Below are 14,739 nucleotides of genomic sequence, written 5' to 3'. Positions count from 1 at the left end.
AAGACATGATATTGTAGATGAACATATAAGGCGGAAGGAAGTGTGAGCAAATGTAAGGGAATATTTCTATAAAAGGGTATGAAATAAAATTTTTTCTTGATATTACAAAAGTTGCGAACGAAAAACATGAACTTAAAGATAACATAATAGAAGCGCTCCAAATATCTAATCTTAGACGAAAAGATATCCAATTTATTGATACTATTAATAATGATATGTATATTCATGGCTGGATTCTACGTAATCGTAAAAAAGAAGGTGACAATAAATACGAATTAACATATAAAAAAAGATATGAAATTATAAACAATAATACAGATTATGCATTAGAACAAGCAAGGAAAGAGGGACTGCTTCAAAATAATGAGGCATATGAACTGGAATGGGAGTGGGGATATACTAAAAAGAAATTAAGTGTTTCTTTTGAAGAAAAACGGGAAGCTAATGTTTCAGCTACAGATATGCCTTCTATAGATGAATTAAAACAATTATTTCTGCAAAAGCCACCTGAAGAATTTCTAAATTGGGAGCATAACGATTATGGAATAGAGCAAATTAATAAGTCAAGAGTTTGTGGACCAATTCAGGCTAAAGTGTACGATGGGAAATGGAATGAATCTAAAATAAGTATCGAAATTTGGTCAAAGTCAATAAATAATAACACAGAATCAATTATTGAAGTTTCAATGAAAGTAGTAGACGAATTAATTGCTACTCAAAACCATATTAAATTTAAGGATTACCTTGAAGAAATAGGTTGGTTATTAATGCAAGATTTTTCTAAAACAGAATGGGTTTTGACAAATTGTAATTGAACCATTGGATGTTTTTAAGTTTTAAATAGTATGAATTTATTGCTCTAGTATATATTATGTGAAACTGTATAAAGCTAAACTTGATAATTATTTTAGGAGGTACATTATGCCTGTAGAAAATTATGGAGTACTTAAAGGAATTCCAGCGGGATTAAGAGTCGGAAGAGATTTGAGTGATAGAACACCTCATTTTAAAATGCAAATTAAAATTGCAGAAGAAAATGAAGAAAGACAAGATTATGAAATTGTTATTAATGTTAAGTCAAAATCAGAAGAATCATCAGATCTTCTATATTTAGCTGACCCTAATTTTGAGGGAGCTCAACATATAACTCATTTACAGGGTTTGTCAAATGGTTATCATAGAATAAATAACAATAACCGAGAGATTGCATTAGATTATATAAGAGGTAATTTAGAGTTTAATCCTGCTGAAATGGTACCACTTCCTTTTCATGAAACAGGATTAGATAATGATTTAAATGATTTTCTATTTAAGCATACAGTACAGGCTATAGAACAGGAAGCTACAGTATATATATACGGATCAGAGTTCGATGATGAAAATGGCATGCACAACGTGCATATGAATCAAGGAAGTACAGGAGAATTTAGAGGGGCAAACGGTATTTATCAAGATGGAGGTATCTTAATACAATTTTCAGATCATTGGGTAGCAATTTTCTTAGCTTTTGCAGTTCAATCTTGGTGCACTGATGATGATGGACATCCAACTGAGCAATGTACTCATTTGCAAGTGGAAAGATAAAAAGATTTAATTTTTCTAAGCCTAGCAAAAAGCAGGGATTTTTAATTTTTTGGTTAGTAATAATGTGGCAGAGTTGTGGCCGCTTTTTGGCAGTAAATGTGCCGTTTGTTTTGGAATTATCGTGTTATATTTGTATTGTGAGAAGTGGTGGAAAACGCAACTCATAAAGATTCCTTTATATTTTATCTAAACGATTCAAACTGATGGCACATAAAATCCGAAACCAGCAGATGGTACTGATTGAATGGTACCGTTATTAGGGAGAGCTTTTGCTCTTCTTCCAGTTACTTAATAAAGTGTAAGCAGATTAATGTAGCACTATTAGGTGATTGGAATAAGAATAAAACTTCATTTACCTTATTTATAGTAATACATAAGGATTTGACGAAAGGGCAGTGGACAGTTGCTCTTTTATTATGTGGATTGGTGTCTAGTTGTTAAACTAGAAAATTATCATTTCCTACCTGATAATAGGAGGTGATATCATCGAATTTTAAAATATGTTTATATTAATATTAGAATTATTCATATAAAGGTGAAAAAAATATAAATGTTGATAAATTAAAAATCCATGAAACTCTCTTTAGAGGAATATACGGATGGTTAGAGGAGAAAAATTGGATCAATGGTATTAATCTCCAGTATTATAGTATGGATTTTTCAAATGTAAAGGTTACTTTCACAGGAAAGAATTATTTAAAGCAGAAAATCTATTTAATTTGAAAGCATTCCTTCGGGAGTGATTTTTCTTTGTTATATAGAAATTACACATTAAAAAACATTTTAGTTATAATGCACATGAAAATTCATATAATGATGACACAGAAAGGTTTCCAACATGTTCCCCAATATTTTTTAAGAGAGAGCACCTATTGGGGGAGTGCTCTCTTTCGTTTGCACCTTTAGATAAGTACAAGTTCACTCGCTTGTTTCTTATTTCACTGCTAATTGTAAATTCCTTATCACATTAAGAGCACCTACTGACGCAGTTGCTCTCTATTTATTGGATAAAATAAACACTTCCGTACATTGGGATTTCCGTTTGAAGTTGTGGAAAATCTCAGCCGTTCTAAGTTAGAATTTCGATAGCAGGAAGTCGGCAGCGGATTTAATTGACGTAATCGCTAGATTATAGTTTTTAATTTAATATGCATAAATACCGTAAATATTAGGAAAATCTAAACAGAGTGGAAAATTTGCTCCAACTGAAAAAGGTGATGAGGTGATCAACATGTCTACAGCTGATGGATGTTGCATAGAGGTTTATTCCTTAGACTTTTTGCACCAGGAAGGAAAAACAACCTATATAAAATTTGCAGATAAGGAGGTTGTTCAATAATGGGGTTAAATGAAGGATTTGATACTGATTTTTTAGGAGAAGAGTTCCCTATTTCATTTCCACGTTTACGTGAGGATATAAAACAAGTTGCATTAGAAGGAGGTGAAATTTATCCATTTATACATTTTTCAATTGTTATGAATAAAGAACGGAAATTTGCAATTTATGGAGCCAATAATACTGATATAGAAAGAAATAGACAGCTTAGAAGATGTGATAACTGGCACCTTGACGAACGAATTAAAAATGAAAATCAGGTAGGAGACTGGTTATATGCAGGAGGCCAAGCAGACTTATGGGATAGAGGTCACCTTGTTAGAAGAGACGATGTAGACTGGGGAAATCTAGATGAAGCACAGAAAGCAAATTGTGATTCATTTTGCTTTGCGAATATTGCTCCTCAACATAAGGAATTCCATCGTACAAAATGGGGCGATATAGAAAATTGGATTATTGGTAGAAGCAAGAGTAGAGACAAGAAATTTTCAATTTTCACAGGACCTATCTTTACAGAAAATGATAGGGAGTACTGCGGATACCAAAAACCTTTAGGTTGTGGAATTAAGATACCAGCTGGTTTTTGGAAAGTAGCTTTTTATATTGGGATTGATGATAATCTTCATTCAGTAGCATTCAAAATAATACAGGATGATTACTGGATACATAATTTGGAGGAGGAAAGTCGATCTTCTACAAAATATCACTTGCTAGAAAGAATGGATGTACTAACAACATACCAAGTTCCTTTAACAACTATAACTGAAGTTACAGGGTTAATATTTGATGAACATCTTTATGGGACGAATCCTCTACGTTATCATGCTAACATTAATACTGAAAGAGCCAACATTGTTACTCCTGAAGCACACATTATTCGTAATCAAGAGGATTTAATATTAAAGTAGATCGAAAAAATACCAATCATTAATTTTTCTAATCTATAGTTGGTATTTTTTTCGTCAATCACTGTTGTAAAATAAGTAAAAAGACTTAGATGAATATAAAAACGTAGAAATAATTTATTTCTACGTTTTTATTTGTTCGTAAATTATTTATTTTCCTTTTGTTCGTAGGTCTCACTTCGATTTTTGATTTTTTGTAATACACTGTCTAGAACATTGCGCTCAGACAGCGTTTGATAAAGGTCATTCTGTACCTCTGCAGCTTCTTTGTTTTCTTCTTGACTACTTAGGAATTCACTGTACGTTACCATATATTCATTATAATCCTTATGGGAAAGTGTTTTAGCAGCTATCTGTTTGTGCTCAGTTAAGGCAGAAGTAAACTGTTTACGTGCCTCGTCTGGTTGGGCAGGTATTATTTTGACTTTACCTCTTGTACCTGAGTCTTCTGTAAAGTCAAGAAATTGATAATCAAACGCCAATGGTTTAGCAAGAGCGACATGAGCGTGAAGAGCAACCGCATGGTCACGAAGTTTTTCGGTTACCTCACGAAGGATGTTGTTTCCTTTTTCAAGAAAATGACTACCGTCGAATGCAAGAATACGGCCGACTTCTTCAGAGAAAAAGTCTTGAGCAAGAAACTCTTGATCGTATCCAGCAGGTGGAAAAACACGAATCCTTAAGTTGTTTGATACGATATTATTGCCGTCAATTTGCAAGGATACTTGAATATTATAGAATCCTGATTCATCAATTAACCAGCCATTTTTTCCTACGGAAGCGAAAATGGTTTCATAAAGTGATTCTCCAGGCATAATTACCTTGTTCTCTAGCTTCCAACAATATTGAGCATAAGGTAGTAACTGACGTCCTTGTCTGCCTTCTTTTTTTACAATTACAGACATTCCGCTTAAATCGGACAAAATATGTTTTTTTATTAACTGAGGTTCACTCGAAGTATTGGTTAATTTAATTTCAAAAACTACCGGCTCTAAGAATTGAAACACAGGTGTTTTACGGTTAACTCTCAATTCAAGATTAAAAGAAGGATGAGTAGAAACGTTCGTCTGTTCAAAACCATGATCTACAGCCCAGTCAGCATTACCCATTTGAACGAAGCGCTCAGGTGCATGGCGCATAAACAAAAGTTCTTGATCACTAAAACGATACTCAAATTTTTTAAAGAACTCCTGTAAGTTGTCTTTTTTTATGCCATTATCATCGAATCTGTAAGGATAATTCATAAAACTTAGAGCTTTTGGTTCTGGGATAAGAGGGTGACCCAATGGTTCCCAAGGATTGCTTAGGTGTTTTTGCCAAGAGTGTAAAAGGTTAAAAGCATGTCCCATTTCATGGCAAGCACACCAAAAACGATTTCGCTGGATCCAAGCTTCAGTGTTGGGGTCACCTTGAGGAGGATCAGAAATGAATGAATTATTAAAGATTGCTGTTCCTTGACGGTGATTCGGACCTATGCTATCAAACATAATACCGCCCAGACCAGGGCCGCTTTCAGCCTCCGAATTTGCAAAGAATGTCCACATAGACCATTGTGGCTTATTGTTAAAATGTGACCAATATACTTGCATGGCATCATGTAATTCTTGATCGCTCCATCTCCTATTTATCCCTGTATGGTCTCGGGAAACGGTATTATTACCTTCTGATACCTTTACATCAAACCCGGTTCGTTTAAAAACCTCCGTAATCGACAAGGTTTCATCCGGCAAAAATGCTGGCTTATCTGGATGGGAGTGTGTTTGATAGGTTGTCACTGGTGCTGTCCCTTCTTCTGCATCGAATTCAAATTCTACAGAGTGGAAGTAAGGAGATTGAAATCGGAAAGTTCTAGTTCTGTCTGTCTCCCCCCCAATAAGAAACGTGACTTCTGCAGTATGCTGCCCAGGAAATGAACCGCGTGTTACCTGTATTTTTACATTTGTGTAAGGAAATGATTGTACTCCTTCTAGGAATTTGTTTCGAATATTACCTGTCCAAGTATTTGGGCCATTAATTGTTAATTTGGCAATCCAGTGAATTGGAGAAGCAAGATTTGAAATAATAGTTCCACTAGCTACCATCTGAGGATAGCGTCCATCTACATCGAGGCGAAGTTCCTCGCGGATTTGCTGTTCACTCCATGCATATAAACCGCTGATTGGTGAAGCAATAGCGGTATTTAAGGATTCTTCTCCTAAATTAGAAGGGTTAACGTTTGTTAATAATTGTTCTGGTTCGATAGAGTTGCTATGGTCCATCTTCATTACCTCCATAACTATTAATATTTGTACTTCTTCTTAAGTCCCAAGATTGATAAAACATGAGACGAATCAGTTATTAAATAAAGTAAACTATTTATATTTCCTTTCCAAACACAATACTTATTTTATAGAAAATGATATTTTTTATAACAGTAAATTTATTCCTATCTTGATAAAGAGTCTAGATATGCTTATTAGGATTAAAACATAACAATATAATTACATTGTTATTATATGTAATAACGATTAATATCGTAATCTTATATGAATATAAACATTAAAAGTAGGTGAGTATATAGGTTGATATGCCTTATCGACCCGTATTGGGGGAAAGAATAATGCATGAAAAAAAGATATTTATTATTCGCCATGGTGAAGCGGAAGGTAATGATTATAATTGTCCGTTAAAACCAGAGGGTATAAAAAAGTAGAAGATATGGTAGTATCTCTTCTACAAAAAGAAGATATGAAAGGGTACCAAATAATTTCTAGTAGATATCTAAGGGCTATACAAACAGCTCACATTTTTTCTCAACATTTAAATTTGGATTATTGTACAGATTCTAGATTGAATGAAATTAATGTCGGAAGCATACAAGAAAATTTCAAGGAGGAAATTAGAAAGCGATTTGAATGTGTGGATTTAAAATTTGAAGGGGAAGGTGGAGAATCGATTCACCAAGTTATGGAACGAACCCATCAAGTGATAAGGGGCATTATAAATGAAAATAATAAAAATGATTATATTTTAGTAACACACAGAATTAACACAGTACTCTTGTTACATTATTTTGATAAGTACTTTGGATTTGACAAAGCATGGAAACTAACTTCTCCAGATGCTTATTTAATAAAAATGAGTGACGGGAGATTCCAAGTGAAACATATTCACCCCTAGATATATTAATTTACGCTCTGAACAGCTGTATAAAATTATGCTATTTTGAATTTAATGATTAACCTGGTTTGTAATAAAATAATGATATTTATTTAACTACATTAAGTAATTGTTAACACAATCGTAAAGGAGGTATTTAAATGAATTATCCTTTTAAAAATTTAGTTTTTGAAGGAGGGGGAATCAAAGGTATTGGATATGTAGGGGCTGTAGAATATTTAGAAAATGAAAAAAATATATTATCAAACATTCAAAGGTTTGGAGGTACATCTGCCGGTGCAATTACAGCTCTAATTCTTGGACTAGGATACTCGGTTGAGGATTTAACGGAGAAATTAAAGAAGGTACAATTTGAAAAATTTAAAGATGATGATGGAATAATTAGAGATACATTTCGGTTATTAGTTAGTGGATATGGTAGATACAAAGGGGATGAGTTTTTAAAATGGATAAAAGAAGATATCATTAAACCAAAGATGGAAGAATGGGCTCAAAAAGGAATTATTAAAGAAGAAATGAAGGATAAAGATTTAACATTTGAGGAAATAGTAAAAATAACAGGAAAAGAAGTATATTTCCAGGGCACAAATGTCTCAACTAGACAGGTTGTAACTTTTTCACATGAAACATCACCTGATATGTCTGTAGCAGAAGCCGTTAGAATTTCTATATCTATTCCATTATTTTTCGAGCCAATTGTTTGGAAAGGGGAATATTATGTAGATGGAGGGGTATTGAATAATTACCCTGTTAGATTATTTGATCAAAAAAAGTACGTATCGGATGAAAAACATTATGAAGTCACTTCTTATTATGAAAGAGCAGCAGAATTTTTAGAAAGAATACCTGCAGAAAGAGTTAGTGCTGATTTTGAAGATGTTCAGGTTTATAATAAAGAGACTTTAGGATTTCGTTTAGATTCAAAAGCAGAAATAGATGTAATGAGAAATATTGCTGCACCAGTCTCTCACGAAATAGACAGCTTTTTTGATTTTACTTGGAATTTAATGGGGACTATTGTAAAAGGGCAAGATAGTATGCATTTACATAAAGATGACACTGTACGAACTATTTATATTAACACAGTAGGGGTAACGGCGATAGATTTTAATATTTCAGAAGAGAAGCAACTGGAATTAATAGCATCTGGTGAACAAGCAGCGAAAGAATTCTTCCAAACATACGATGATCCAAACAATCAAAGTATAAATAAGGTTATTCCGGAGGTTTAAAAAATTTCTACTTTAATGTGATGTTATTAATTTTTTATAGCATACGTTTAGCTTCATCAACTAGATCGAATCCTGTAGCAAGATTGCGACCTTACTGAGCAGGATTCTTTTGTTCCAACTAATCTTGCGTTATATCTCCTTGCATTCTTTTTTTATTCCGTATTTGGAAATGACTAAGTCGACTATCGCCCTGTTTTAATAATGCAACATACACCAGCAATTTGTGACGATACCAACTCATCAAATGGTGAAGTCTCATCACCATTAGTATTGGTGGTCCTAAAGGACTATTAAAAGTTATGGAGATGAGTAAGAATAGAAAACCAAGCCTAACAAGACAAGTTTTTGAAAAGACGTTAGATGATCTTATGAGGGACCAAGTTATTAAGGAATGGAAGTACTCTCCTGAAATTGATGAAGAGAAATGTAAGGGGAAAAATTGGTTTGAAAATTATTGGTTAAAATTGAAAGTAATTATTTCTCCTACAAATGAGCTTGTTAAACTTCAACAAGAGTTGATTACTAAGAAAAGTAAGCAACAGTTACCACTAGTTATCGAGATGGAAGAAAAGCCACCAGTAATTGAAGAGAAGCCTGTAAGTGTACTGAATCAAGAAATTGCTAATTGCATCTATTTCTATATTAAAAAGATGAACACGTATAAAGAGAAGAAAAACAAAAGTATTCGTGAGTTAGCGAAAGAAATTGATGTTTCGTATTCAACACTTTCAAGGATGTTAGCCGGTAAAAGAAAACAATTAAATGATGATACGAAGAATAAGCTAGATAAGTGGATAGAAAGACAAGAGGTAGTGAACCTATTGTAATTTTTTTAGGAAGTCCTTATGTGTTGTTACTGTATTAATACATAAGGGTTTTTATTATAATTACTAAACAAATTTTGTTTATAGAGAAGTATATAAGAATGATTATGAATAGGTAGCCTTACAGTTTCTTTGGGCACATAATGATTAATGGATAATTGAGAAAAATCAAGTTAAATTAATAAATTTGAGAAAAGTTGCTACATAGAAAAAGAGCCATATTAATGGCTCTTTTTCTATGTAGCATCTAGGCTTGCTGAGCGGATTTATTGTGAGCAGTAATTAGGTAAATACGCATTTTTATAATGATGAAAAGTAATCTTTTAATAAGGAAATCAAGAATTTCTACAGAAAAAATTACCATGGAGGCCAACGAGGGAAGTCGATATCAAAATCACCAATTTTTTCTATTAAGTTACCAGCTTCATCAAATATTGATTTTCCATATTTTCCAGCATTCCATATTTCTTTTTCAATTTTACCTTCATGTGTTTGAATAACTCGTTCAATCATATCCTCAGCTCTACCTTCGATAGTAGACCAAACACCTTTCCAGTATTTTTCTGTAGAACGATTCCAATATTCATGAATAGATTGTCCCTCTAAAGTATTTATAGCGCGCTCAATCATATCTTCAGCTCTACCTTCGATAGTAGACCAAACGCCTTTCCAGTACTGTTCTGTTGAGCGATTCCAATATTCATGAATAGATTGTCCCTCTAAAGTATTTATAGCGCGCTCAATCATATCTTCAGCTCTTGCTTCAATAGTAGACCAAACGCCTTTCCAGTACTGTTCTGTTGAGCGATTCCAATATTCATGAATAGATTGTCCCTCTAAAGTATTTATAGCGCGCTCAATCATATCTTCAGCTCTTGCTTCAATAGTAGACCAAACGCCTTTCCAGTACTGTTCTGTTGAGCGATTCCAATATTCATGAATAGATTGTCCCTCTAAAGTATTTATAGCGCGCTCAATCATATCTTCAGCTCTACCTTCGATAGTAGACCAAACACCTTTCCAGTACTGTTCTGTTGAGCGATTCCAATATTCATGAATAGATTGTCCCTCTAAAGTATTTATAGCGCGCTCAATCATATCTTCAGCTCTTGCTTCAATAGTAGACCAAACACCTTTCCAGTACTGTTCTGTAGAACGATTCCAAAATTCTTCAACTGTTCTGCCATCAATTTTAGACATGTTATGTATCAAAGTACCGGCTTGATCCCATGTACTCTTCCCAATTAAATCTCCTTGTAGTAAAGTTTCACGGGTGGATTCCAGGGTGCTAGACCAAGTTTCTTTAATCAGCAGCCCAGCTTCAGTTAATGTTTCACGAATATAGTATCCTGCCTGGTTAAACTGTCTCTGAATCTCTGCTGTGAGATTGTTTATAAAATGATTTGCTGCATCCTTTACCAAATTCCTAAATAACTCAAGCCAATCTGAATGAGTATCGGTTATACCTGCAGGAGGACCTTTCTCCGCTACCCCACTTAATACCAAATAATCCAAGCGTGGAGATTTACGTTTATTACCTTCATTATTTAATGGGTTTTCAGCTTCTTTTAGCCAATCATTAAATTTATTTTCTTGATAAGCGAATTTCCACCAGTAATTCCATTCATTTGATTCAAATAAGTGTATATGCTCATTAACTATCTCAGAATCTTCTGCAATCCATCCCCATAAGCTATTTGGATTGTCATTACCTCTTAAATAACTGTAAAAGTCTTGCAGAGCGGCTTTTAATATATCTTTTATTTCTGGTCTAGTCTCACACTCAATAGCATATATCCATAGAGTATAGCTAATGGTGGAAATATCTATATCTTCTATTTTTAGTAACTGTAGAAATCCTAAAAAAGTGAGTGCTTCAATCCATCCTTCTCCAGTAATCCAAGGCAAAATCTGTTGTATTGATTTGTTTAAAATAGAACGCCAACTATCTGGACCTAAAGTATCTGGAAAAAGATTAAGAATACGATTAATTAAAATCCCTAGTAACTCATCACTCTGATAATTTATATAGTTCCCAGTCCTTATGATTTCGCGTATTAAATCTTTAAGGGTTTCTTTAAAAGTGGTAACTATTTGTTCGCGGGTGTGAGAAGGGATTTCAACTACAAATAGCCCTTCTACTTTTCCAGAAGGCCAGTTAGGGACGATTTGGATGCTGTAGGGAATTACAAAATGGAAATTTCCCAATAAAATATTCAGGTTTTCACCAGCATGTTGAGCTAGGTATGGGGCAGCAAAGTCTACGATAGTTTGTGTTAATTCGACAGGTATTTTCTCCCATGCTTTCCAGTGACTTGTTGGTACGCCTAAATGTGCCGCGGCATTCTGTAAAGCATACATTTCATGTGGCCATAACATAAATGACTCTAGACCTTTATACATCTTTCGGTTTGTTAATTTATCGTCACTATAAATGTTTTTATAATAGTCATTATCCTGTTCAGACCTTTCAAATTCACCTTCAACATATATCGAGTGAGTTCGCCATTGGAAAAGTATCAAGTACTCAGTCCACTTTGTAATTAAATCACGAGCTAAATTACGAACCTCTTGACTTGAATTTGGACAAGAATAGCAATAGTATGAGGCTGCTACAATTGCACCAAAACTATCTTTTGATAGTGGACTCATTCTTTGTTTTATATCATCTCCATATCTATAGTAATCAATATCTTCAGGATGCCGAATAGGGTGTTTACGTTCAAGGTTATCTTTGTTTCCCCAACCTTCTTTGAGTAAAGTAGTTAATAACCCTTGTAACTTTTCGTTTGCATGGTTTTTATCCCAATCATCCTGTATATAATTTCCAGTGGAAATAGCTATCGCGGCAATTGCTGTATATAATGTTGCTTCACCTAGTGCATCGGGTTTTACTATAACACTATCCTGTGCATCGGATGTTTCTTTTATTTGATGAACGATATAACCATATTTATCGAAAAAGCCTTTATCTTCTGTAAATTTTCTAAGTAACCTTTCAAGCTCTTCCTGACGGTTCAAGCCTATTACCTCCTGAAATTCTATATTAATAATAAAGGTGATTAGTTGTTTATAAAAATGAAATTCCTATTTATAGATTCTCTCCAAAGCTCCGTTTTATTCGTTTTTAGATGAAACGTTAGTACATAGGTGAATGTTCTTTTTATATTTAGTAAGTGCTACTAGAAATTTAATAAATTATCCATTAAATGTAAAATATGCAAAATATTATTTACAGTTCTGTGTAAAAGTTTCTTTGAAAATAATGATAGGTTTAGAATGACATCCCATTGTTATCAAGTTAAGAAAACAGTCTGCCGAAAAACGGTAAACATGAAATTTTATAAGAGATTAGGGTCTTGTTTTTTGTAAAAAAATCTTTTTGTTGAAAAAATCCCTTGCTACTATCATCTTGCTTGTGTAATATATGGGTATATTGTTAGTTTATTTGATTCCGTTTATTCCCACACCTTTTTGTGTTGTGGTTGAGTTGTAGAAGCAAGTTGCGTCTTGTTTCAATTGTGAAAGGGCTTCTTTGAGCCGATTAGTGTATATATAGCTTGTTTTGCTATGCACATTATTAATCGACTTGAAGAAGCCCTTTTTGTGTTGTCTTCAAGTTTGCAGGCGGGGTTATGAATTATAACAAATTACAAAATAGAGGAGATATGAAAATGAAAAAAGATTGTAGACACTTAAGACTAGTACCAACAGTAGAGGAACATAAAACACGAATGGAAAAAAATCAGAAGTCATATGCTACACCAGCGATGTCATCTGAATCCAGAGCAAGAGTAAATCAAATGAGAGGTTGTTTTGAAGCTGAAATTATATTACCAGATGGTAAATTTCAATATTTTAAACCAAACACTCTTAATGAAAAGGAAGCCATTCACGAAATCGCATTATTTATTGAAGGCATCCAGGAAGCAAAAGAAGGCTATGTCATCCTATGGCGCTTTGTCGGGCAACAAAGTTTTTATCATGGTACAAAGATCGTAGCTGAACCGAAGTTTCGTACAATCCTACGTAAGATGAAAGATTATTTTTTTGATTACGAGGAAGTTGTTTATGAAACTGAAAAATAAGAAGGATAGAGGGATATAAATATGAAAAAAGATAACATTTGGACAGTAGTAGATGATCCAAAAGAGCAGGAGACGAGAGAGCAATCCCAAGAGCCAGATGATATTTTTGCTGGTATGGATGAGCTAACGGAGATTACAGATGAAGAACTACCATTTTAAACAAGTCGAGGTAGTTTATAGAGGGTAAAAGGAAGAACTAAGTGATGTATTTACTTGGATCTTCCTTTTTTTATTGTAAAAAAAAACTTGGAGGGAACTATTATGCGTATAGGAAATGATTTAGCGGCGGGATTTTATCCAACACCACTAACAGAAGGGAAACATTTAATACAGCTATTACAAATGGAATCAGAGCGAGCTTATGCTTGCTTTGATCCATGTTGTGGAGAAGGTACAATTTTACGAAGTTTTGCAGACGAGGTGAAGCATGTTGGCATACAACTTGATACATATGGTGTAGAAATAGATGCAAATCGATATGGAAAAGCAAAAGAGCAATTAGATGTAGTGGTACGCTCGAGCTTTGAGAACATGATGATTAGTCATGACTATTTTCCACTTATCTTTTTAAATCCTCCTTATAATACGGAGCTTCGGACAGAAAAAAAGAAATCAGAGAAAATGGAGTTCAACTTCTTAAAGCGCGCTCACCATTATTTACAAGAAGGTGGCGTTATGGTGTATGTCATTCCATACGATCGTTTTGCTCGTGATGAAATTAGCTACTTTTTAGCTAAGAATTACGAGGAAATAGGATTAATGCGTTTTGGAGATGAAAATGAAGAATTTGAGCAATTTAAGCAATGTTTTTTTATTGGCCGTAAGCGTGCAGCTACGAAAAATGATACATATTTCAATGATCGATTCGCTAATTTTTGTGAAAATATGTCCGATCTTGCTTTCGTAAGAAAACATGTGAATACATTAGCGCAAATGGTGAATCGTAAAAGTTGGATTATACCTGAATTGCGTCATCAAAACAAACTTATTTTTACATCACGAGTGGATTATAAAAGTGCTTATGAAGGTGTGGGGAAATCGGAAGGTATCTCGACATTTAAGAAGCGTTTAAATAGAGGGAATGGTTACTCACTTCAAGATGAGAAAACAGATGCTGAAAGAGCAAAAATGCCGATTGCTTCCGGACAATTAGGACTATTGCTGATAACAGGTGTGGCAGATGGTTTGCTTGGTGAAGGCGATACACTCCATGCTGTTCGTGGATCTGAAAATGTGTTTTTTGAAACTTCATTCGAGCAATTGGAAAAAACAACGAAAGAAGTTGTTTTACAAAAACGTCGCGCTAAATTTATCATTGCAACGCCAAAAGGTGAAGTCAAAGAACTTGTCTAGGAAAGGAAGAGGGCTATGTCTGTACTATTAGGAATAGGAGCATTATTTATCGTATGGGAATTTAGTAATCGTATGTTTCGTATTGCTATTGTACTTACAGTCATTTGTTTATGTGCTTCTCAATTAGGTGCAGGCACACATTTGGAAGTATTAGAGCAATTCTCTGTGTTCCAAGGTGCAGGTGATATGCTACATGCGGCTGAACAATCATTACCAGAGTGGAAACAGTTTATAGATTTTTAACCAATAAATTGAATG

Annotated in this window: 12 protein-coding genes and 1 pseudogene; 11 read left to right on the top strand and 2 right to left on the bottom strand. The window is 33.9% G+C overall.

Annotation, left to right across the window (positions count from 1 at the left end; genetic code table 11):
• Nucleotides 1-215: 215 nt before the first annotated feature.
• The 4 genes from MKX77_RS27470 to MKX77_RS27460 all read left to right on the top strand — a co-directional run bounded on the left by MKX77_RS27470 (nucleotide 216) and on the right by MKX77_RS27460 (nucleotide 3,828).
• On the top strand, nucleotides 216-815 hold the full coding sequence (locus tag MKX77_RS27470; protein ID WP_341308352.1) for a hypothetical protein: 600 nt from the start codon (nucleotides 216-218) through the stop codon (nucleotides 813-815).
• 106 nt (nucleotides 816-921) lie between these two features.
• Nucleotides 922-1,584, top strand: coding sequence for a YukJ family protein (locus tag MKX77_RS27465; RefSeq protein ID WP_341308351.1), 663 nt, complete (start codon nucleotides 922-924; stop codon nucleotides 1,582-1,584).
• A gap of 546 nt (nucleotides 1,585-2,130) precedes the next feature.
• Nucleotides 2,131-2,307, top strand: coding sequence for a YjcQ family protein (locus tag MKX77_RS30765; RefSeq protein ID WP_445819131.1), 177 nt, complete (start codon nucleotides 2,131-2,133; stop codon nucleotides 2,305-2,307).
• A gap of 615 nt (nucleotides 2,308-2,922) precedes the next feature.
• Nucleotides 2,923-3,828 carry a DNA/RNA non-specific endonuclease gene (locus MKX77_RS27460; protein ID WP_341308350.1) on the top strand — a complete coding sequence of 302 codons (906 nt, stop codon included), beginning with the start codon at nucleotides 2,923-2,925 and terminating at the stop codon, nucleotides 3,826-3,828.
• Between the two features lie 143 nt (nucleotides 3,829-3,971).
• Here MKX77_RS27460 and MKX77_RS27455 read toward each other — a convergent pair whose 3' ends face one another.
• Nucleotides 3,972-6,083 carry a hypothetical protein gene (locus tag MKX77_RS27455; protein ID WP_341308349.1) on the bottom strand — a complete coding sequence of 704 codons (2,112 nt, stop codon included), beginning with the start codon at nucleotides 6,081-6,083 and terminating at the stop codon, nucleotides 3,972-3,974.
• Between the two features lie 439 nt (nucleotides 6,084-6,522).
• Between MKX77_RS27455 and MKX77_RS27450 the strand changes: the two genes are divergently transcribed.
• The 3 genes and pseudogenes from MKX77_RS27450 to MKX77_RS27440 form a co-directional block, all read left to right on the top strand.
• Complete coding sequence (locus MKX77_RS27450; protein ID WP_341308348.1) at nucleotides 6,523-6,984, top strand: histidine phosphatase family protein; 462 nt, start codon at nucleotides 6,523-6,525, stop codon at nucleotides 6,982-6,984.
• A gap of 140 nt (nucleotides 6,985-7,124) precedes the next feature.
• Nucleotides 7,125-8,216 (top strand): patatin-like phospholipase family protein, encoded by a 1,092-nt coding sequence (locus MKX77_RS27445; protein WP_341308347.1) that lies wholly within the window; start codon nucleotides 7,125-7,127, stop codon nucleotides 8,214-8,216.
• Between the two features lie 266 nt (nucleotides 8,217-8,482).
• A pseudogene (locus MKX77_RS27440) lies at nucleotides 8,483-9,043 on the top strand (helix-turn-helix domain-containing protein); the annotation flags it as partial.
• Between the two features lie 354 nt (nucleotides 9,044-9,397).
• Here the strand turns inward: MKX77_RS27440 and MKX77_RS27435 are convergent.
• On the bottom strand, nucleotides 9,398-12,061 hold the full coding sequence (locus tag MKX77_RS27435) for a hypothetical protein (protein ID WP_341308346.1): 2,664 nt from the start codon (nucleotides 12,059-12,061) through the stop codon (nucleotides 9,398-9,400).
• Nucleotides 12,062-12,714: 653 nt separating this feature from the next.
• Here MKX77_RS27435 and MKX77_RS27430 point away from each other — a divergent pair.
• The 4 genes from MKX77_RS27430 to MKX77_RS27415 all read left to right on the top strand — a co-directional run bounded on the left by MKX77_RS27430 (nucleotide 12,715) and on the right by MKX77_RS27415 (nucleotide 14,724).
• Nucleotides 12,715-13,128, top strand: coding sequence for a DUF6018 family natural product bioysynthesis protein (locus tag MKX77_RS27430; RefSeq protein ID WP_033707407.1), 414 nt, complete (start codon nucleotides 12,715-12,717; stop codon nucleotides 13,126-13,128).
• Between the two features lie 21 nt (nucleotides 13,129-13,149).
• Nucleotides 13,150-13,287, top strand: coding sequence for a hypothetical protein (locus tag MKX77_RS27425; protein WP_002069141.1), 138 nt, complete (start codon nucleotides 13,150-13,152; stop codon nucleotides 13,285-13,287).
• Nucleotides 13,288-13,389: 102 nt separating this feature from the next.
• Nucleotides 13,390-14,481, top strand: coding sequence for a DUF6094 domain-containing protein (locus MKX77_RS27420; protein WP_341308345.1), 1,092 nt, complete (start codon nucleotides 13,390-13,392; stop codon nucleotides 14,479-14,481).
• A gap of 15 nt (nucleotides 14,482-14,496) precedes the next feature.
• Nucleotides 14,497-14,724 (top strand): hypothetical protein, encoded by a 228-nt coding sequence (locus tag MKX77_RS27415; protein WP_341308344.1) that lies wholly within the window; start codon nucleotides 14,497-14,499, stop codon nucleotides 14,722-14,724.
• Nucleotides 14,725-14,739: the final 15 nt, after the last annotated feature.

Origin of the sequence: Bacillus sp. FSL R9-9410 (assembly GCF_038050385.1) — a bacterium.
GTDB classification, from domain to species: Bacteria; Bacillota; Bacilli; order Bacillales; family Bacillaceae_G; genus Bacillus_A; species Bacillus_A cereus_U.
The sequence above is the reverse complement of the archived record's forward strand: the minus strand, read 5'-3'. Positions and strand labels throughout refer to the sequence as shown.

Coding starts and splice junctions, on each gene's coding strand:
- MKX77_RS27470 (WP_341308352.1), top strand. CDS start 216: ATGTATATTCATGGCTGGATTCTACGTAATCGTAAAAAAGAAGGTGAC.
- MKX77_RS27465 (WP_341308351.1), top strand. CDS start 922: ATGCCTGTAGAAAATTATGGAGTACTTAAAGGAATTCCAGCGGGATTA.
- MKX77_RS27460 (WP_341308350.1), top strand. CDS start 2,923: ATGGGGTTAAATGAAGGATTTGATACTGATTTTTTAGGAGAAGAGTTC.
- MKX77_RS27455 (WP_341308349.1), bottom strand. CDS start 6,083: ATGGACCATAGCAACTCTATCGAACCAGAACAATTATTAACAAACGTT.
- MKX77_RS27450 (WP_341308348.1), top strand. CDS start 6,523: ATGGTAGTATCTCTTCTACAAAAAGAAGATATGAAAGGGTACCAAATA.
- MKX77_RS27445 (WP_341308347.1), top strand. CDS start 7,125: ATGAATTATCCTTTTAAAAATTTAGTTTTTGAAGGAGGGGGAATCAAA.
- MKX77_RS27430 (WP_033707407.1), top strand. CDS start 12,715: ATGAAAAAAGATTGTAGACACTTAAGACTAGTACCAACAGTAGAGGAA.
- MKX77_RS27425 (WP_002069141.1), top strand. CDS start 13,150: ATGAAAAAAGATAACATTTGGACAGTAGTAGATGATCCAAAAGAGCAG.
- MKX77_RS27420 (WP_341308345.1), top strand. CDS start 13,390: ATGCGTATAGGAAATGATTTAGCGGCGGGATTTTATCCAACACCACTA.
- MKX77_RS27415 (WP_341308344.1), top strand. CDS start 14,497: ATGTCTGTACTATTAGGAATAGGAGCATTATTTATCGTATGGGAATTT.